Annotated in this window: 18 protein-coding genes; 5 read left to right on the top strand and 13 right to left on the bottom strand. The window is 66.2% G+C overall.

What is annotated here, in order from left to right; translation table 11 throughout:
* The 6 genes from PSEMAI1_RS0100255 to hemA form a co-directional block, all read right to left on the bottom strand.
* Complete coding sequence (locus tag PSEMAI1_RS0100255; RefSeq protein ID WP_024300926.1) at positions 1 to 966, bottom strand: L-carnitine dehydrogenase; 966 nt, start codon at positions 964 to 966, stop codon at positions 1 to 3.
* A gap of 163 nt (positions 967 to 1,129) precedes the next feature.
* Positions 1,130 to 2,020 (bottom strand): 3-keto-5-aminohexanoate cleavage protein, encoded by an 891-nt coding sequence (locus tag PSEMAI1_RS0100250; RefSeq protein WP_024300925.1) that lies wholly within the window; start codon positions 2,018 to 2,020, stop codon positions 1,130 to 1,132.
* Between the two features lie 34 nt (positions 2,021 to 2,054).
* Positions 2,055 to 2,996, bottom strand: coding sequence for a choline ABC transporter substrate-binding protein (locus PSEMAI1_RS0100245; RefSeq protein WP_024300924.1), 942 nt, complete (start codon positions 2,994 to 2,996; stop codon positions 2,055 to 2,057).
* 203 nt (positions 2,997 to 3,199) lie between these two features.
* Positions 3,200 to 4,069 carry a DMT family transporter gene (locus PSEMAI1_RS0100240; RefSeq protein WP_024300923.1) on the bottom strand — a complete coding sequence of 290 codons (870 nt, stop codon included), beginning with the start codon at positions 4,067 to 4,069 and terminating at the stop codon, positions 3,200 to 3,202.
* A 225-nt stretch (positions 4,070 to 4,294) separates the two neighbouring features.
* Positions 4,295 to 5,371 (bottom strand): peptide chain release factor 1, encoded by a 1,077-nt coding sequence (prfA, locus tag PSEMAI1_RS0100235; protein WP_024300922.1) that lies wholly within the window; start codon positions 5,369 to 5,371, stop codon positions 4,295 to 4,297.
* Positions 5,371 to 6,624, bottom strand: a complete 1,254-nt coding sequence (gene hemA / locus PSEMAI1_RS0100230; RefSeq protein WP_024300921.1) for a glutamyl-tRNA reductase — start codon at positions 6,622 to 6,624, stop codon at positions 5,371 to 5,373. Before hemA ends, prfA begins: the two co-directional genes overlap by 1 nt.
* A gap of 168 nt (positions 6,625 to 6,792) precedes the next feature.
* On the opposite strand from hemA, the gene pdxH reads away from it, so the two are divergent.
* The gene (gene pdxH / locus PSEMAI1_RS0100225) at positions 6,793 to 7,434 is read left to right on the top strand and encodes a pyridoxamine 5'-phosphate oxidase (protein ID WP_024300920.1); all 642 of its coding nucleotides are present in this window, start codon (positions 6,793 to 6,795) and stop codon (positions 7,432 to 7,434) included.
* An 88-nt stretch (positions 7,435 to 7,522) separates the two neighbouring features.
* Here pdxH and PSEMAI1_RS0100220 read toward each other — a convergent pair whose 3' ends face one another.
* The 4 genes from PSEMAI1_RS0100220 to PSEMAI1_RS0100205 all read right to left on the bottom strand — a co-directional run bounded on the left by PSEMAI1_RS0100220 (position 7,523) and on the right by PSEMAI1_RS0100205 (position 9,417).
* Positions 7,523 to 7,729 carry a CDGSH iron-sulfur domain-containing protein gene (locus tag PSEMAI1_RS0100220; RefSeq protein ID WP_024300919.1) on the bottom strand — a complete coding sequence of 69 codons (207 nt, stop codon included), beginning with the start codon at positions 7,727 to 7,729 and terminating at the stop codon, positions 7,523 to 7,525.
* Positions 7,730 to 7,820: 91 nt separating this feature from the next.
* Entirely contained in the window at positions 7,821 to 8,297 is a 477-nt protein-coding gene (locus PSEMAI1_RS0100215; RefSeq protein ID WP_024300918.1) for an aminoacyl-tRNA deacylase, read from the bottom strand.
* A gap of 230 nt (positions 8,298 to 8,527) precedes the next feature.
* A complete protein-coding gene (locus tag PSEMAI1_RS0100210) occupies positions 8,528 to 8,794 on the bottom strand; it encodes a hypothetical protein (protein WP_024300917.1) in 267 nt (88 codons plus the stop codon).
* A gap of 149 nt (positions 8,795 to 8,943) precedes the next feature.
* Positions 8,944 to 9,417, bottom strand: coding sequence for an Lrp/AsnC family transcriptional regulator (locus PSEMAI1_RS0100205; RefSeq protein ID WP_024300916.1), 474 nt, complete (start codon positions 9,415 to 9,417; stop codon positions 8,944 to 8,946).
* Between the two features lie 139 nt (positions 9,418 to 9,556).
* On the opposite strand from PSEMAI1_RS0100205, the gene kynU reads away from it, so the two are divergent.
* A complete protein-coding gene (gene kynU / locus PSEMAI1_RS0100200; protein WP_024300915.1) occupies positions 9,557 to 10,807 on the top strand; it encodes a kynureninase in 1,251 nt (416 codons plus the stop codon).
* Positions 10,808 to 10,950: 143 nt separating this feature from the next.
* Here the strand turns inward: kynU and PSEMAI1_RS0100195 are convergent, their stop codons facing one another.
* A complete protein-coding gene (locus PSEMAI1_RS0100195) occupies positions 10,951 to 12,306 on the bottom strand; it encodes a diguanylate cyclase domain-containing protein (protein WP_024300914.1) in 1,356 nt (451 codons plus the stop codon).
* Between the two features lie 635 nt (positions 12,307 to 12,941).
* Here PSEMAI1_RS0100195 and PSEMAI1_RS0100190 point away from each other — a divergent pair.
* From PSEMAI1_RS0100190 to PSEMAI1_RS0100180, 3 genes are all read left to right on the top strand, one after another.
* A complete protein-coding gene (locus tag PSEMAI1_RS0100190) occupies positions 12,942 to 13,751 on the top strand; it encodes a hypothetical protein (RefSeq protein ID WP_024300913.1) in 810 nt (269 codons plus the stop codon).
* A 44-nt stretch (positions 13,752 to 13,795) separates the two neighbouring features.
* The gene (locus tag PSEMAI1_RS20810; RefSeq protein ID WP_024300912.1) at positions 13,796 to 15,379 is read left to right on the top strand and encodes an asparaginase domain-containing protein; all 1,584 of its coding nucleotides are present in this window, start codon (positions 13,796 to 13,798) and stop codon (positions 15,377 to 15,379) included.
* A gap of 437 nt (positions 15,380 to 15,816) precedes the next feature.
* A complete protein-coding gene (locus tag PSEMAI1_RS0100180) occupies positions 15,817 to 16,095 on the top strand; it encodes a hypothetical protein (protein ID WP_024300911.1) in 279 nt (92 codons plus the stop codon).
* 297 nt (positions 16,096 to 16,392) lie between these two features.
* Here PSEMAI1_RS0100180 and PSEMAI1_RS0100175 read toward each other — a convergent pair whose 3' ends face one another.
* Together PSEMAI1_RS0100175 and PSEMAI1_RS0100170 are read right to left on the bottom strand one after the other, a co-directional pair.
* Complete coding sequence (locus tag PSEMAI1_RS0100175; protein ID WP_024300910.1) at positions 16,393 to 16,677, bottom strand: sulfide dehydrogenase; 285 nt, start codon at positions 16,675 to 16,677, stop codon at positions 16,393 to 16,395.
* Positions 16,678 to 16,687: 10 nt separating this feature from the next.
* Positions 16,688 to 17,917 (bottom strand): molybdopterin-dependent oxidoreductase, encoded by a 1,230-nt coding sequence (locus tag PSEMAI1_RS0100170; protein WP_024300909.1) that lies wholly within the window; start codon positions 17,915 to 17,917, stop codon positions 16,688 to 16,690.
* Positions 17,918 to 18,005: the final 88 nt, after the last annotated feature.

Here is an 18,005-nt window from a genome sequence, read left to right as displayed (position 1 = left end):
TCACTCCTCCGGGCTCAGGCCGTGACGCGCCTTGGCCGCCGCCACCGCCGCCTGCACGCCCAGCAGGCAGTCGTCGCGGTAGCGCTCCAGCGCCTTGATCGAGCGCTCGCCCTGCTGCGCCGCCGTGCCCTCGACCACGCGCTCGATCAGCTCGTCGGTCAGCTCCGGCGCCGGCAGGTAGGTCCATGGCAACTGGAGCGCCGGGCCGAACTGCTGCATGAAGTGGCGCATGCCCGCCTCGCCACCGGCCAGCGTGTAGATCTGGAACGTGCCCATGAAGGCCCAGCGCAGGCCGGCGCCGAAACGGATCGCGTCGTCGATCTCGCCGGTGGTCGCCACGCCGTCGTTGACCAGGTGCAGCGCCTCGCGCCACAAGGCTTCCAGCAGGCGGTCGGCGATGAAGCCGGGCACCTCCTTGCGCACGTGCAGCGGCCGCATGCCGAGGCCGGCGTAGATCGCCTTGGCGGCGGCGATGGTCTCCGGCGCCGTTTTCTCGCCGCCCACCACCTCGACCAGCGGCAACAGGTACACCGGGTTGAACGGATGGCCGACGATGCAGCGCTCCGGGTGTACCGCGTCGCGGTAGAACTCGGACGGCAGCAGGCCCGAGGTGGACGAGGCGATGATGGCCCCCGGCTTGGCCGCCGCCGACACCCGGGCGTGTAGTTCCAGTTTCAGTTCGAGCCGCTCCGGCGCGCTCTCCTGGATGAAGTCGGCGTCGGCGACGGCCTCCTCGATGGTGGCGACGAAGCGCAGCCGCTCGGGCGAGGCGCCGGGCTTCAGGCCGGCCGGCTCCAGCGCCGGCCAGGCGTTGGCGACGTTGGCGCGCAGCTGCGCCTCGGCGCCGGGCGCCGGGTCCCAGGCCACCACGTCGAGGCCGTTGGCGAGCGCGCGCGCCACCCAGCCGCTGCCGATCACGCCGACGCCGAGCGCGGCAAAAGTCTTGATTTCGCTAATCACAGGCATGACTGCCTCCTCTCGCTTGGGCCGGACGGCCCAGCATGGAATCTATCGTCGTATTCAGAAGTAGGATGGGTGGGGTGGAGCGCAGCGCAACCCATCACTATGGCAATGCCTCGATGGGTTTCGCGTTGCTCCACCCATCCTACCAAGGCCCAACCGACAAAACCTAGCCGCGCTTCTTCAGCCCCAGCTTCTTGCGCCCCTCTTCCGGCGTCAGCGTGCGCGCGCCGAGCTTCTGCACCAGGTCGACGGCCCGCTCCACCAGCGAACCGTTGCTGGCGAACACGCCCCGGTCGAGGTACAGATTGTCCTCCAGGCCGACGCGCACGTTGCCGCCCAACAGCACCGCCTGCGCCACCATCGGCATCTGCATGCGGCCGATGCCGAAGCCGGCCCAATTCGCCCCCAGCGGCAGGTTGTCGACCATCGCCTTCATCGTGGTGGTATCGGCCGGCGCCCCCCAGGGGATGCCGAGACAGAGCTGGAACAGCGGCGCGTCGTCGAGCAGGCCCTCCTTCAGGAGCTGCTTGGCGAACCACAGGTGGCCGGTGTCGAACACCTCCAGCTCCGGCTTCACGCCCAGCTCCTGGATGCGCTTGGCGCCGGCGCGCAGCTGCGCCGGGGTCGAGACATAGATGTAGTCGCCGTCGCCGAAGTTGAGCGTGCCGCAGTCGAGCGTGCAGATCTCCGGCAGCAGTTCCTCGACGTGGATCAGGCGCTCCAAGCCGCCCACCAGGTCGGTCCCTGGGCCGAATTCCATCGGTTTTTCCCCCGGGCCGATCTCCAGATCGCCGCCCATGCCGGCGGTCAGGTTGAGGATCATGTCGACGCCGGAGGAGCGGATGCGGTCCACCAGCTCGCGGTAGAGCTTCGGGTCGCGGCTGGCCTTGCCGGTGTCCGGGTTGCGCACGTGGCAGTGCACCACGGTGGCGCCGGCGCGGGCCGCCTCGATGGCGGCGTCGGCGATCTGCTTGGGGGTGACCGGGATGGCGGGATGCTTGCCGACGGTGTCGCCGGCGCCGGTCACCGCACAGGTGACGATGACTTCATGGTTCATGCTGTGTCCTCTTTGCGTGAGACTGTCGTCGGTTTCACTGCGCCAGCGACGCCTTGACCGCCTCCAGGCCGGGCTTGCCATCGAAGGTGGTGACACCGTCGAGCCAGGCGGTCAGCACCTGCGGGTTGCGCTGCAGCCACTGCCTGGCCGCCACTGCCGGGTCGACCTTCTTCATGATCGGGTCCATCACATGGTTTTCCATGTCGAGGGTGAACTTGAGGTTGCCGATCAGCTTGGCGGCGTTGGGACAGCGCTGCTGGTAGTCGTTGGCCACCACCGTGTACACCTTGGAGCCACCGTAGTTGGGACCGAACTGCTTGTCGCCGCCGGAGAGATAGGTCAGCTTCATCATGAAGTTCATTGGGTGCGGCTCCCAGGCCAGGAACACCACCGGCCGCTTCTGGCGGTACGCCTTGGTCGCCTCGACCAGCATGCCGGCCTCGCTCGACTCGATCAGCTTGAAGCCCTTCAGGCCGAACTCGTTGTTGTCGATCATCTTCTTGATCTGCGCATTGCCCTGGCTGCCGGGCTCGATGCCGTAGATCTTGCCGTCCAGCTCCTTGCGGAATTTAGCAATGTCGGCAAAGCTCCTGAGCCCCTTCTCGGCGGCGAAGCTCGGCACCGCCAGCGTGTACTTGGCACCGTCCAGGTTGGCGCTCGGCAGCACCTGCAGCGCCTTGCTCTGCACGAACGGCGTGATGGCCGGAGTCTGCGACGGGTCCCAGTAGCCCAGGTAGACGTCGAGCTGCTTGCTCTTCAGCCCGGAGAACACGATGGGCTCGGAGGCAATGGTCTTGCTCGGGCTGTAGCCCAGGCCCTTGAACACCGTCGTGGCAAGCCCGGTGGTGGCGGCGATGTCGGTCCAGCCGACGTCGGCGAAACGCACGTTGCGACAGCTTTCCGCCTCGCCGGCCAGGGCCGGCAGCGCCAGCAGCGAAGAGAAGCCCAGCACCAGCGATCTGATATCCAGTTTCATGTCCTAGCTCCGTCAATAGAATCGGTTCTGTTTCGACCCGCGCGAACCCGGTCCCCCTGCGGGTGGGGTGGTGCGATCAATGTAGCGGCATCGGCCCCCGGCCCAGCGACCTCTGGCGACATTTGATCGGACTGGTGCGACACGCTGGCGCCACCATGAAAAACGGGGAGCCACAGCTCCCCGTTGGGTGAAAAGATGGGCTCTCAGCCGCGCCGGCGCCAGCCCAACAGCAACACCCCCGCCAGGATCAGCACCCCGCCCGCCAGCATCGCCGCGCTCACCGCCTCGCCCAGCCACATCGCGCCCCACAGCACACCGAACACCGGCACCAGGTAGGTGACGCTGCTGGCGCGCGTGGCGCCGAGCCTCTCGATCAGGCGGTAGAAGATCACGTAGGCCAGCGCGGTGCAGGCCAGCGCCAGCAGCAGCACCGCGCCCCACACCGTGCCCTGCGGGGAGACTGACGGCCAGGTCATGAGCGCCAGCGGCAACAGCAGCACGGCGCCCGAGGCCAGGCTGCCGGTCGCCGTCACCAGCGGCGGCAGGCCCGGCAGCCAGCGCTTGGCCATGTGGCCGGACCAGCCGTAGCTGGCAGTGGCGCCGAGCATCGCCAGTACCGGCAGCCCGCTATCCAGGCCGAAGGCGGCCCCGCGCCCGAGCGTCAGCACCAGCACGCCGGCCAAGCCCAGCGCCAGGCCGGCGGCGCGCTGCCGGCTCATCGCCTCGCCCGCCAGCGGCATCGCCCACAGCGCCGTCATCAGCGGCGTGGTGGCGTTGAGCACCGAGGCCACGCCGGCCGGCAGGCTGAGCGTGGCCCAGGCGATCAGGCAGAACGGCAAGGCCGACAGGAACACCCCGACCACGGCGATGGCGCGCCAGTGCCGGCGCCACAGCGCGAGGCCGCCCGGCTGCCACAGCAACAGCGGCAGCAAGGCCAGCGCCGCCACGCCGAGACGCAGCGCGATCAGCGGAAACGGCCCCAGCTCCGGCACCGCCACGCGCATGAACAGGAACGATCCGCCCCACATCGCGGCCAGCAGCACCAGCCACAACCAGTCGCGCCGTTCAGCCATGGGCCACCTCCGTCAGCGCCGGCGCGGCACGGCGGCAATCGGGATAAGTATTCGGTTCACTCATCGGACTATCCTCGCAAAACGCCAGTGTAGAGAAGCGCACGCGCTATGACGATCCGATTCTTGCTGCGCAATTCGAAAAAAAGCCGCCGACGAAGGCATCCGCCACAAACGCCACGGGCCGCCCGAAGGCGGCCCGTGCGGCGGCAAAACGAAAGGAACGGCTCAGTCGCCCATGGCGGCCAGCAACTCGGCCTGGTGCTCGGCGACAAGCGCGTCGGTGAGTTCGAACAGGTCGCCGTCCATCACGTAATCGAGCTTATACAGCGTCAGGTTGATGCGATGGTCGGTGATGCGGCCCTGCGGGTAGTTGTAGGTGCGGATGCGCTCGGAGCGGTCGCCGGAACCGACCAGGCTCTTGCGCTCGGCGGCCACCGATTGCTGCTGCTCGCGCAGCTGGATGTCGTAGATGCGCGCCGCCAGCACGCGCATGGCGCTGGCCTTGTTGGCGTGCTGCGAACGGCCGTCCTGGCACTCGGCGACGATGCCGGTGGGCAGGTGGGTGATGCGCACTGCGGAGTCGGTCTTGTTGATGTGCTGACCACCGGCACCGCTGGCGCGGAACGTATCGATGCGCAGGTCGGCCGGGTTCAGCACCACCTCGGCGATCTCGTCGGCCTCCGGCATCACCGCCACGGTGCAGGCCGAGGTGTGGATGCGGCCCTGGGTCTCGGTGGCCGGCACGCGCTGCACGCGGTGGCCGCCGGACTCGAACTTGAGGCGCGAGTAGGCACCGTCGCCGGCGATGCGCACGATCACTTCCTTGTAGCCGCCGAGATCGGACTCCGACGCCGACACGATCTCCACCTGCCAGCGGTTGCGCTCGGCGTAGCGCGTGTACATGCGCAACAGGTCGCCGGCGAACAGCGCCGCCTCGTCGCCGCCGGTGCCGGCGCGGATTTCCAGCAGGATGTTCTTGTCGTCGTTGGGATCCTTCGGCAGCAACAGCTTCTGCAGTTCCAGATCGAGGTTGGCCAGGCGTTCCTTGCCCTCGTCGATCTCGGCCTGGGCGAACTCCTTCATGTCCGGGTCGGACAGCATCTCGGTGGCGGCATCGATGTCGCTCTCGCACTGGCGATAGGCCTGGTAGGTCTCGACCACCGGGGTCAGTTCGGCGTGTTCGCGCGTCAGCTTACGGAACGCGTCCATGTCCTGGGTGGCGGCTTCGCTCGCCAACAGGTGGGTGACTTCTTCCAGCCGGTCCGCCAGCTGGCTCAATTTCGTCGCAATCGACGGTTTCATTACGACTCCGGGTGTAAACGGTAAAGGCGCGCGATGGCGTGCACCAGCGCGTCGTGCTCGGCGCCGTGGCCCGCGGACAGCGCCTGGGTCGGCGGGTGCATCAGCTTGTTGGTGAGCTGCTGCGACAGCGCTTCCAGCACCTTGGCCGGGTCCTCGCCGCGCGCCAGCTGCTTGTGCGCCGCATCCAGCGCGTGGCGGCGCACGCGCTCGGCCTCGTCGCGCAGGCTGCGGATCAGCGGCACGGTCTCGCGCCGCTTGAGCCATGCGACAAACTCCTGCACGCGCGCCTGGATGATGGCCTCGGCCTCTTCCGCCGCCAGCTGGCGCGCCTCGCGCCCGACCTCGACCACGCTGGCGATGTCGTCCACGGTGTACAGGAACACGTCGTCCAGCTCGCCCACCTCGGCCTCGATGTCGCGCGGCACCGCCAGGTCCAGCATGAACACCGGGCGATGGCGGCGGATCTTGATGGCGCGCTCCATCAGGCCCTTGCCCAGGATGGGCAGCTGGCTCGCGGTGGAGGTCACCACCACGTCGTAGCGCGGCAGCGCCTCGGGCAGGTCGGACAAGGTGATGGCGTTGCCGCCGAAGCGCTCGGCCAGCTTCTCGCCGCGCTCCAGCGTGCGGTTGGCCACGGTGATACAGGACGGACTGCGCGCGGCGAAGTGGGTGGCCACCAGCTCGATCATCTCGCCGGCGCCGATGAACAGCACCTTCAGCTCGCGGATGGTCGGGAAGATCTGCTCGGCCAGCTTCACCGCCGCCGCCGACATCGACACCGAGTTGGCGCCGACCGCGGTCTTGCTGCGCACTTCCTTGGCCACGGCGAAGGTCTTCTGGAACAGCGCGTTGAGCTGGGTGCCCAGCGTGCCGCTCTGCTCGGCGGCGCGCACCGCGTCCTTGATCTGGCCCAGGATCTGCGTCTCGCCCAGCACCATCGAATCCAGCCCCGAGGCGACACGGAAGGCGTGGCGCGCGGCGGCGGCGGCGTCGAGCTGGTACAGGTAGGGCGTGAGCTCCTCGAGCGGCAGGCCGTGGAACTGCGACAGCCACTCCAGCGCCGCCTGCGGATTGTGGCTCGCGCAGTAGATCTCGGTGCGGTTACAGGTGGAGACGATGGCCGCCTCGCCGGCGGCGTCGGAATTGACCAGACTCTCCAGCGCTCCCGGCAATACCTCCGCCGGAAAAGCGAGCTTCTCCCTGACCGACAACGGCGCGGTTTGATGATTGAGACCGAAAGCAACCAGATGCATGGGCGGAAAGGCCGCAGATTAAATGGCTTATTCTAGCCTAAACTGGTGGCGGGCGTCCCTACTACCCTCGGAGGAGAAGCCGGCCGGGCCCGTCCTGCCCGGCGCCGCCACGTTCCCCTCCCCCCACCCCGGCCAAGGGAGTAAGATAGCGCCCCACAGGAGGACGCCATGTCGCTGAAGCTCGCCGATATCCGCCAGGATTACGCCCAGAAGGAACTGTCGCCGGACGACTGCCTGCCCGACGCCGTCGAGCAGTTCACGCTCTGGCTCAACGAGGCCATCGCCGCCAAGGTCAACGAACCGACCGCCATGCACCTGGCCACCGTCGGTGACGACGGCCGCCCCAGCGCGCGCATCGTGCTGCTCAAGGGCGTCGAGGACGGCCGCTTCGTGTTCTACACCAATTACCACAGCCGCAAGGGCCGCCAGCTGACGGCCAACCCCTGGGTCTCGCTGACCTTCTTCTGGCCCGAGCTGGAGCGCCAGGTGCGCATCGAGGGCAAGGCCGTGACGGTGGCGCCGGAAGTGTCCGATACCTATTTCCACAGCCGCCCCTACGCCAGCCGGCTCGGCGCCTGGGCCTCGGAACAGAGCAGCGAGATTTCCTCCAAGGCCGAGCTGATCAAGCGCGCCGCGCTGTTCGGCGCCAAGTACCCGCTGCACGTGCCGCGCCCGCCGCACTGGGGCGGCTTCGCCATCGAGGCCGACCGCGTCGAATTCTGGCAGGGCCGGCCGAGCCGCCTGCACGACCGCGTGGTGTACACGCGGGGCGAGGACGGCCAGTGGCAGAAGTCGCGGCTGGCGCCGTAACGGCCCGCCCGGCAAGGAGCCGGCACCATGAACAGGCAAAAAGGTTGGCCCACGCCAACCTTTTTGCTTTCTGTCACGCCCCGCGACGCTACGGCGCCTCGTCGAGATCGCTCTTGAACTCGGCCGCCTTGTGCGAACCGTCGCAAAACGGCTTGTTCTTCGACTGGCCGCAGCGGCACAACCAAACCTGATCCTGCTCGACGGGAATCTCCCGGCCACCCTGGGTGACGATGGTGAACTCGCCCTTGATGTGGTAGGGACCGTTGTTACGCGGGGTGATGATGGCTTTTCCCATGGGGAAACCTCGGCAAACCGTTGCGCCAGCGCCGCGCGCACGCAGACACCCCCGCCCGCGGGCGGGGGTGGTCCACACCGCTCCTACAATGTCACGCGCCCCGGCGGTGGGCGAAGCTGACCCGCTCGGCCTTGTCCATCAAGTCGAGGAACTGATCGGTACGCATGTGGATCAGGTCCTCGTGGTCACCCGCCTCGAAGTAGACGTCCGGCTGCATCGTCAGGCTCTCGTCGAGGTAGGTCTTCATGCCGTAGGCCATGCCTACCGGCGGCACCGCGCCGATTTCGCAGTCCGTGAACACATCGGGCAAGGCCGCTTCCGGCACCAGCTCGAGGTGCCGTCCGGTCTTTTCCCACAGCTCGGACATTTCCAGACGGAAGGTCGACGGCAACACCGCCGCCACGTAGCCGCGTTCGTCCGACAGCAGCACCGTCTTGGCCAGGCGGTCGCCCGGCACGTGCGCTACCTCGGCAGTCTCGCTGGTGGAATGGGTGTGCGCATGATGCACGATATCGTACTGACTGCCCTTGCGGCGGAGGCAGTCTTGCAATGTGGCAGAGATTGACATGATCGTCCTCCTCCTTCATCGGATAGACCCAAATTGTTCCTTGGTATCTATTAAACCTAGTCCGGTTTCCTCCACATGTGAAGGCGCCAGCCCCACCGCACACCGCCGTCCCGCACGCACGCGTTCAGCGAAGGGCTGACCGCGGTGCCGCCGCGGCACCGGGCCATGGTCCGCCGGCCGCAAAAAACCCGTCGCGGGGACGGGCTTGGCTGGCGAAAGCGCAGGCGGGCTTACTTGGCGGCGCCGGCGTCCTTCACGCATTTCTTCACGAAGCTGGCCTTGGCCGCGCCGGCCAGCTTCTTCTCGGCGGCCTTGCCTTCGCAACTCGACTGCGCGGCGGCGGCCTTGGCGTCTTTCTCGCACTTCTTCAGGAAGCTGGTCTTGGCCGCGCCCGCCAGCTTCTTCTCGGCGGCCTTGGCTTCGCACGCGGCGTCACCGGCGAAGGCCATATTGGCCGAGGTCAGGGCCAGCAGAGCGATCATCACGAACTTGCGCATCGTTTTCTTCCTTGTGGTTGCAGTTATGGTCGAATCACGGTCAAGAGCCGTCAGAGCCGACGGCATGGCGGCGTAATACGGGCCGCGCCTCATGCAATGTAGCGCAGAAAAGCGCCGCCCCCCAAGCGCTCGCCGCGCCGGCCCCCGCGTCAGTTGTGCTGGCCCACCGGCAACAGCCCCAGCTGATCCTTGACCTTCTTCATCACGATGTAGGAGCAGATGTCGCGCATCCCCGGCAGCTTGTTGAGCTTCTCCACCACGAAATTCGAAAACGCCGTGAGATGGCGCGTGCGCACGTGCAGCACGTAGTTGGTGGGCCCGCTCACCACGTACGCCGCCGCGATCTCGTCGAACCCGGCGATCTGCTCGAGAAACTGCTCGTGCCACTCCTCGCGCGAACGGTCCAGCGTGACGTGCACGATGGCCTCCAGCTCGAACCCCAGCTGCTGCGCATCGAGCTCGGCGTGGTAGCCGCGGATCAGGCCGTTCTCCTCCAGCGCCCGCACCCGCCGCAAGCAGGCCGACGGCGACAGCGCCACCCTGTCCGCCAGGTCCTGATTGCTCAGGCGGCCATTCTGCTGCAGCGCGGCGAGAATGCGCCAATCTATCGCGTCGACCTGCATTCGCAATACTCCATCTAAAACCAGCTGAAAATCGAATATTCTGCGAAAAATCAGCCACTCACAAGCCAAACTTGCAATTTTTCCGAGGCAGGCCGGTGCTAGGATAGTTCTCAGTCCCTGCCCCCCAAGGAGCCACACCATGCACACCCGCGAAGCCTGCCTGCAAGCCGACCAGCAAGACCCGCTGGCCGCGCTGAAACACCATTTCGAGCTGCCCCCCGGCGTGATCTACCTCGACGGCAACTCGCTCGGCGTCTTGCCCAAGGCCGCCCGCGCCCGCAGCGCCGAGGTCATCGACCAGGAATGGGGCGTCGGCCTGATCCGCAGCTGGAACACCGCCGGCTGGTTCGACCTGCCGGCGCGGCTGGGCGACAAGCTCGGCCGCCTGATCGGCGCCAACGCCGGCGAAGTGGTCGTCACCGACACCACCTCGCTCAACATCTTCAAATCGCTCGCCGCCGCCCTGCGCATCCAGCAGCAAGACCAGCCACAACGCCGCGTGATCGTGTCCGAACGCGACAACTTCCCCACCGATCTCTACATGATCCAGGGCATGATCGACCTGCTGCAGCAAGGCTACCAACTGCGCCTGATCGACGACGAAACCCCACTGGAACAAGCGCTGGGCGACGACGTGGCGGTGCTGCTGCTGTCGCACGTCAACTACCGCACCGGCTACCTCTACGACATGGCCGCCACCACCGCGCTGGCGCACCGCCACGGCGCGCTGACCATCTGGGACCTGGCGCACGCTGCCGGCGCGGTACCGGTCGACCTCAACGGCGCCGAAGCCGACTTCGCCGTCGGCTGCACCTACAAATACCTCAACGGCGGCCCCGGTTCGCCCGCCTTCATCTGGGTGGCGGCGCGCCATCAGGACCGCTTCTGGCAGCCGCTCTCGGGCTGGTGGGGACACCAGCAGCCGTTCGCCATGGCCACCGACTACCAGCCCGCCAGCGGCATCCGCCGCTTCCTGTGCGGCACCCAGCCCATCGTGTCGATGTCGCTGGTCGAATGCGGCCTGGACGTGGCGCTGCAAGCCGACATGACGGCGGTGCGCGCGAAATCGCTGGCGCTGACCGACCTCTTCATCGAACTGGTGGAACAACGCTGCGCTGACCACCCGCTCACCCTGGTCACCCCCCGTGAACACCCCCGGCGCGGCAGCCACGTCAGCTTCCGCCACCCGCACGGCTTCGCCGTGATGCAGGCACTGATCGCCCGCGGCGTGATCGGCGACTACCGCGAGCCGGAAGTGCTGCGCTTCGGCGTCACCCCGCTCTACCTCGGCTACGCCGACATCTGGGACGCGGTCGACACGCTCAAGGACATCCTCGACAGCGGCAGCTGGGACCGCCCCGAATTCCACCAGCGCGCCTCGGTGACCTGAGCTCAGCCGCTTTCGCGGTTGCCAGGATGCCCTGGCCGAGCAGGGTGCTGGACAGCCACCACGTGGAAAGGCCAACCGCAACCGGTTGGCCTTTCCCGCTTGTTCGGAACGCCCCCCATACCGGCGAGCCGGTCCCGGCGTGGTCACTGGAACAACTGATAGCGCCCGCCCCCGTTCTTTTTCACGACATACATGGCCTCGTCGGCGTGCCGGAGCAACTGCTGCTCCCCGTCGCCATGCTCCGGATAGTGCGCCACGCCGATGCTCGGCAGCACGCACACGCGATGGCCATCGATGTCGAGCGGTTGATTGAGAGCGCTGCGGATCTTCTCGACGACGATCATCACGTGCTCGGGCAACGGGAGGCCTTCCAGCAGCACGACAAACTCGTCGCCCCCCATGCGCGCCACCGTATCCGCCTCGCGCACGCACTGCTTGAGGCGCTTGGCCACCTCTTTCAGCAGCAGATCGCCCGCGGTATGGCCCAGGGTGTCGTTGACTTGCTTGAATTTGTCCAGATCGAGGTAGAGCACGGACAAGCGCCCCTGCTCCCGCCGCGCCCGGGCGAGCGCCGTTTTCAGCCGGTCGTGCAGGAAGCCCCGGTTGGGCAGATTGGTCAGCGCGTCGTATTGCGCCATGTACTGCAGCCGGGCGTGCAGCTGTTTGCGCTCGATGGCGGTGGCCACCTGGGTGGAAACGTACTGCAGCAGCTCCTTGTCTCTTTCGGTGTAGCACGCGCCCCCGGCCCCGCTCTTCAACACCAGGGCGCCGATGGTGCCTTTGTGGGAGTTGAGCGGAACGCCCAGCCAGCACAGCGCGCTCTTGCCGACGATGGCTCTCAAATGCTCGGGAAGGGAGGCCCGCGTCTCGGAGGTCAGCAGCAGCGGCTGCCCGCTGCGGATGACCTCGGCGCACAGCGTGCCGGCGGCGGGTTTTTGCGGCCTGGCCGTGCGCTCGCGCGCCTCGACGTGGTAAGGAAAGCTCAGCTGGTCGTTGCGCTCGTCGTACAGCGCGACGGCAAAGCTCGGAGCCGGCAGCAGTGTGCCGATGATCTGGTGGATGCGTTGGAACAAGGCCAGCAGATCCTCCGCCGCGTGCGCCGCTTCGGAAATGGCATACAGCGCCGCCTGCATCGACTCGGCCCGCTTGCGCTCGGTGATGTCACGCGCGACGGCGATCCGCAGCCGATCGGCCTCCGACCAGCGGGCCGACCACATGATGTGGACGATCTGCCCGTCCTTGCGCACATAGCGGTTCTCGAAATGAGGCTCGGGATGCCCCGACATGATCTCGCTCGCCGCCTGCAGCGTCCTGGCGCGATCCTCGGGGTGCACCAGCTCGATCATGGCCCGGCCGATCATCTCCTCCGGCGTATAGCCGAAGATGCGCTCGCTCGCCGCGCTGACAAAGACGAAACGCCCCTCCGCATCGACGACGCAGATCGCATCGAGCATGAAATCGATGAAGCTGGCCAAGGATGCGTAAGTTTTTGTTTCCATGGGGAAGCATGCCGCCAGAGAACGTTGAGCGATAGAAGCCGAAATTCAGGGAGCGGCACGCGCCATCACCATAGCGGCGCCTGCCTTGCGCCTCCCAGTCCACCAAGCACACATGAAAGAGCGTTACCCCGACAGGCCAGCCTCGGCCCGGGGCCAAAGCTGCCAGGCAAGAAACGAGAGCCTGCACCACGCGCCCCGTCCAACGGCGCCGGAGACATTGCCGTTAGCTGAAGTGTTGGCTATATGGGGTGCCATTGCCAGTTCTATGGCCGAAAAAACGCGATGTCCCTCGCTGCTCGCCTGTCCTTCGGCATGCCCGATGACGATGCCTGCCTGGGAGACTGCGCCTCGGCAACGTTCCCGCCGTCGTGGGCGAACTCGCCCGCAAACGACAACACAGCCAGCCTCCTCCCCCTCCGCCGGGCTCCCCCTGCCCACTCCCCGTGGCGAAATTCAGACACCCCTCCACGTCCCGGCAATGGACCCGCATCGACGCGCAAAATGACATTGACAAGAACCCCGGCTGGGAGCCTACTTCAGCGTCATGCCAAATGGGTTTGGCTGGCGCAGCGGCGAGCCACGTTGGGCAGCATTTTCAGACTTTATCCCGCAACACCACGACACGGAGCGTAAAGATGAATAAGGCAACTCGGCAGTTCAAATTCAGCGGCATGGCCGCCCCGCAAAACCTGGCTCATCAGATCACCGAGACAGCCCCCAACGCCGCCGCCCCCGACGAACACTATCTGGCCCCCATCACCGTCCCGGTCACCATCACCAATCCGGCCCCGGTGCGAGTCATCGGCATCCCCCAGTACAGCCCCACCGTCGTCGGCGGCACCTCGGGCTACAACCCGCCGGAAGACTGCGACGGCAACTTCATGTCGTACAAGTTCCAGCCGCACAACAACTGCTACGCCTACGGCTGCAACATCACCTCCAACACCTTCCCGCAGCCTGGCCGGGCCAGCGGCAACCTCATCACCGCGGCCACCCTCAACGGCCCGTCCATCCGTCACTTCGCCGAACAGGACGGTCTCATCTACGTCGGCACCACCCTCGACGACATCAAGGCCTTCGCCCAAAAACGCAAGGCCACCAGCCCGCATGGCCTGATCGGCGCCGGTGCCCTGGGCGGCCACTTCGTCGCCCTGATGATCTCCCCGGCCGGCGATGCCAACTGGCCCGGCGACTACCACTGGGCGCGCTGCGACGACGTGGTCAATTTCAACTCGTGGTCGCAGAAGGACGGCGGCGACCAGGTCACCAACTTCGACTTCGCCGGCAACCTGATCCAGGACCCGGCCGTCGCCAACTGGACTGTCAACCAAGGGCCGGTGCAGCCCGACAAGAGCCAGCCCGACTACAACCCGGACGACCTGATCGTCGAGTACGCGTTCTACTGCTACATGTTCGTTCCCGACACCGGCGTCAAGATCATCTGATGTTCCACCCCCTGAAACAGGCCCTTACCGAGGAACATCATCCCATGAACATCGCCATTCTCTACACGGGCGGCACCATCGGCTGCGTCGGCAACCCACTGGCGCCGATGAACACCGACGATTTTTCCAACGCCTTCAAGAACCTCATCACCCCGATCCTGCGGCAGCAGTATCCGAACATCGCCATCGACTTCCCGCCCATCTCCTTTCCGGAATCCAGCAGCGGCACGCTGGATAGCACCAATCTGCAACCCTCCGACTGGTGCCTGATGGCGGAATGGGTGTTGAACACCTACGGCCAGTACGATGGCTGGGTGGTGCTGCACGGCACCGACAGCATGGACTTCACCGGCCCCGCCCTGTCCTTCCTGCTGTCCGATTGCAACGCGTTGGGCTTCCCCACCGCCACGCTGAGCAAGCCGGTCATCATCACCGGCTCGCAAGTGCCCTTGTTCCATCGGGCCTCACCGCAAACCGCCCTCGCCATCAACTACAACACCGATGCCTTCCAGAATGTCTGCGGCGCGGTGGCGGCGGCACAAAGCGGCGTGCCGGAAGTCGGCGTGTACTTCCAGAACCAGCTGTACCGCGGCAACCGCACGGTCAAGACCAACGCCAGCCAGTTCAACGCCTTCTCCTCGCCCAACTACCCCGCCCTGGGCGAGTACGGCATCGAACTCGACATCGACTTCGCCAACGTCCTGCCGCTGCCCGCCACCCCGGACGTCAGCCTGGACACCCCCGCCACCCTGTCCGCCCTGCAGCAGCGTCTGGCGTACATCGCCCAGCACATCGATGCGTTTCCCGCCATGCAGTTCAACGCCTTCCCGGCGGCCTACTCGGCGTCGGCGGGCACGGCGGTCATCGCCAACCTGATCGATGCCTGCGGGGCCACCGGCATCAAGGGGCTGGTGCTCGAATCGTACGGCGAGGGCAACTTCCCCTCCGGCAACCCGGACAACCCGGCAGAGGGCGCCATCTACCAAGCGCTGGCCCGCGCCGACGCGGCAGGCGTGGTGATCGTCGATTGCACCCAGGTGCTCAGCGGCACCGTGAACGACAGCGCCTACGCCGCCGGCGCCTGGCTGCCCTCGGTCGGCGCCCTCAGCCCGGCCGACATGACCCCCATGGCCGCGCTCGCCAAGGTGATCATCCTCTCGACCGTGGCGGCCTACCACGGCTGGTCGGCGAACACCGTCAAAACCCTGGTGCAAACCGATCTGGTCGGGGAAATGCAAAGCGTGAACCGCCTGGATGACTGGAGCCAGCCGACCCTGGCGGCCGGCCAAGCCATCGCCACGCTGGACGGCAGCGCCACCTTGCGCAACGACCCCACACTGGGGCCGGTACTGCTGGGCAGCGGCAGCACCAGCCCGCTGTGGCAGGCGCTGGCCCACCCCATGGCCAATCCGCCGGGGCGCCTGGTGATGGAACAGGACGGGAACCTCGCCTTCTACGACCGGACCAACACGCCGCTGTGGAGCACCAACATCGTGCCGACCGGCCCGACCCGCAGCGCCCTGGTGCTGGGGGGCTCGTACACCGACGAAACCCTGTCCCTGTACCTCTACAACGCCGCGCTGCAAGAAGTGGCCGAGGTGCTCTACGACGAGTCGGGCGGGAGCTGACCACGGCGGGCCATGCCCGCCAAGGGATATGCCCTGTAGGGGGAGCGCTGCTTACGCAATGGGCCTCGCCGAGAGGCTCATTGCGTGCCCGACAACGCCGGACGACACCCGCCCTGGCTGGGAACGGGCACGCCCCGCCAATGCCTCCTGCCGCCGCCCGGATTAATCCATTGTCATAGACGTTATTTATGCCCGATCAGACCCGCATCAATTAATTTTTATTCTTTCGTCATTGAAATCACGGCGCCACTATGTATGATGAATGAATGCAGCGTTGGTGCTACCCAGCCAAGATCGCGATGTCATGAAACTGGCGGCATTTATCCGCCAATGTCGGCGATCGGTATGGAAATCCCGCTGAATTTGATTTCCCTTAACTGTAAGGTTGCAGCAGTTTCGGGGCTCTTCAAGTGCAACCATTTTTAAAGGTGAACATTATGTCGAATACCGTTGTTGGCGGTTGGACCGCTTTTGACTTCGAACTCACCACCGAAGCCAAAAAGGTTTTTGCAGAAGCTGTGAACCTGATGGGCGTGAAATACACCCCGTTTGCTTTTGCCACCCAGGTGGTTGCGGGCACCAACTACTCCTACCTGTCCCAGGCCCAGGTCGTGGCACCGAACACCCCGCTGCGGGTGGTGAAAATCCACATCTACCAGCCGCTGCCGGGCGAGGGCCAGCCGCACATCACGCAGATCATCGACATCAATCCGTAACGGCAGCGGCCTGACCAGACAAGAACGGTTTTGACGACGGGCGATGGCCCGGCGAGACGGTTCCTGTCGGCCAAAAACGATGCGGCCACCCCGGCAAAGGGGTGGCCGCATTGCCATTTATCACGCTGCAACGACTCTACGCCGCGACGCGGGACAGAAGCGAACCGTCACTGCACGTCAACCCGATCAGCTTGTGGGCGACCACTGCGGGACAAGATGCTGGACTGGTGCACGACCGACCTGCCGGCACGCAGCGCGCCATAAGCGGGCACCTCGACGCGGCCACGCCGGCCGGGCCTACTTCGGCTTGCCGTACTGTTGATCGAGGTAATCGAGGATCAGCGGCACGTCTTCCTCCCTGATCGGCGCCCCCATCACCTTGATCATCTTGGTCACGCTCGCCTCCCAGCCCTTGCGGTCGAGAAAGCGCGAGTTCATCTGGATGTAGTCCAGGCTGTGGCAGGCCACGCAGTTGCGGGCCACCACCTCCTGATTGGCACCCGGCCGCAGCTTGACCGCGCCCTCGTCCGCCAGCGCCAGGACGGGCCAGCACACCAGCAGCGCACACAGAGTCTTGTTCATGGCTTGGCCCTCATACCACGTCCACCACCACCCGCTGGACCAGGTTATGGTGATACCCGGCCGGGTTGGCGATCAGCTCGGAGGTCTGGGTCTGGCCGACACGGTTGGTCGCCTTGGCCAGCAGCGTGTAGCGGCCCTTGCGCGGCGCCTGGAAACGGTAACGCCAGGGACGGAAGGAAAAGCGGCCGTGATCGGTGCCGAGCTCCGCGTTGCGCCAGCTCTTGCCGCCGTCGGTGGACACCTCCACCCGGCGGATGCCATAGCCCCCGTCCCAGGCGATGCCCGCCAGCTCCAGCGGCTTGTCCAGCGGCAGACGGTCGCCGTCGCGCACGCTGGTGATGAGCGAATTGACCACCATCTCGGTGATCGGCGTGTTCACCGCCGTCTCCTGCGACAAGAAGCGCTCCACCAGCGGAAACTTGCCGACCGGCACCCGGTAGGCGCTCTTGACCCAGAAGCCGTCGAACGGCGACGACACCACGTTGATCGACGTCAGGTGCTTGATCCAGTAGGTGGCGGTCCAGCCCGGTACGATCAGCCGCGCCGGAAAGCCGTTCCAGTGCGGCAACGGCTCGCCGTTCATCTCGAAGGAGATCAGGGTGTTTTCGTCCAGCGCCTTCCACAATGGCAGGCTCTTGACGTAATCCGGGGTCTTTTCCAGCACCGGGCCGTCCGCGCCGTCGAGCACGATCTCCAGCGCCCCCTTCTTCACCCCGGCCTTGTTCAGCAGGTCGCGCAGCCGCACCCCGCGCCAGCGTGCGTTGCCCATGGCGCCGTAGCCCCACTCCACCCCCGGCACATGCGGCTGGAACAGCCCGCGCCGGTTGCCGGAACACTGGCAGACCGCCGCCAGTTCCACCGTCTCGAAGCGGCGCAGCTCGTCCAGCGTCAGCACCAGCGGGCTATCCACCTCGCCGCCGATGCGCAGCTGCCAGGAGCGGGCATCCACCTCGGGGATATTGGCCAGGTGATAACGGACGAAAAACGCCTTGTTGGGGGTGAACACCTCGCGGAAGTACTCCAGCGGGGTTTCATAGTTGGGCGGGCGGAAAGTGCGCTTGATCAGCGGCGCCTTGCCGGGCAAGGCCTCGAGCAAGGCCGAGTCGCGCGTGCCGTCCGGCAACCCCTCCTGCCCCAGCAACTGCGCGCCCCTGACCCAGGCCGGCACCAGCAAGCCACCGCCAGCCAGGAGCAAGCCACCCGAACCGACACGCAGAAATTCTCGCCTGTTGATCCCCATCGCCGCCCTCCCGAATGATTGGAGTTTGCTCCATGGTAGTCCGTGGCAGGGGGAATACAACGTACTTCACCGCCAGGAGTGCGGCAAC

Source organism: Pseudogulbenkiania sp. MAI-1, from assembly GCF_000527175.1.
Taxonomy (GTDB): Bacteria; Pseudomonadota; Gammaproteobacteria; order Burkholderiales; family Chromobacteriaceae; genus Pseudogulbenkiania.
This window is presented reverse-complemented; position numbering and strand designations above follow the sequence as displayed.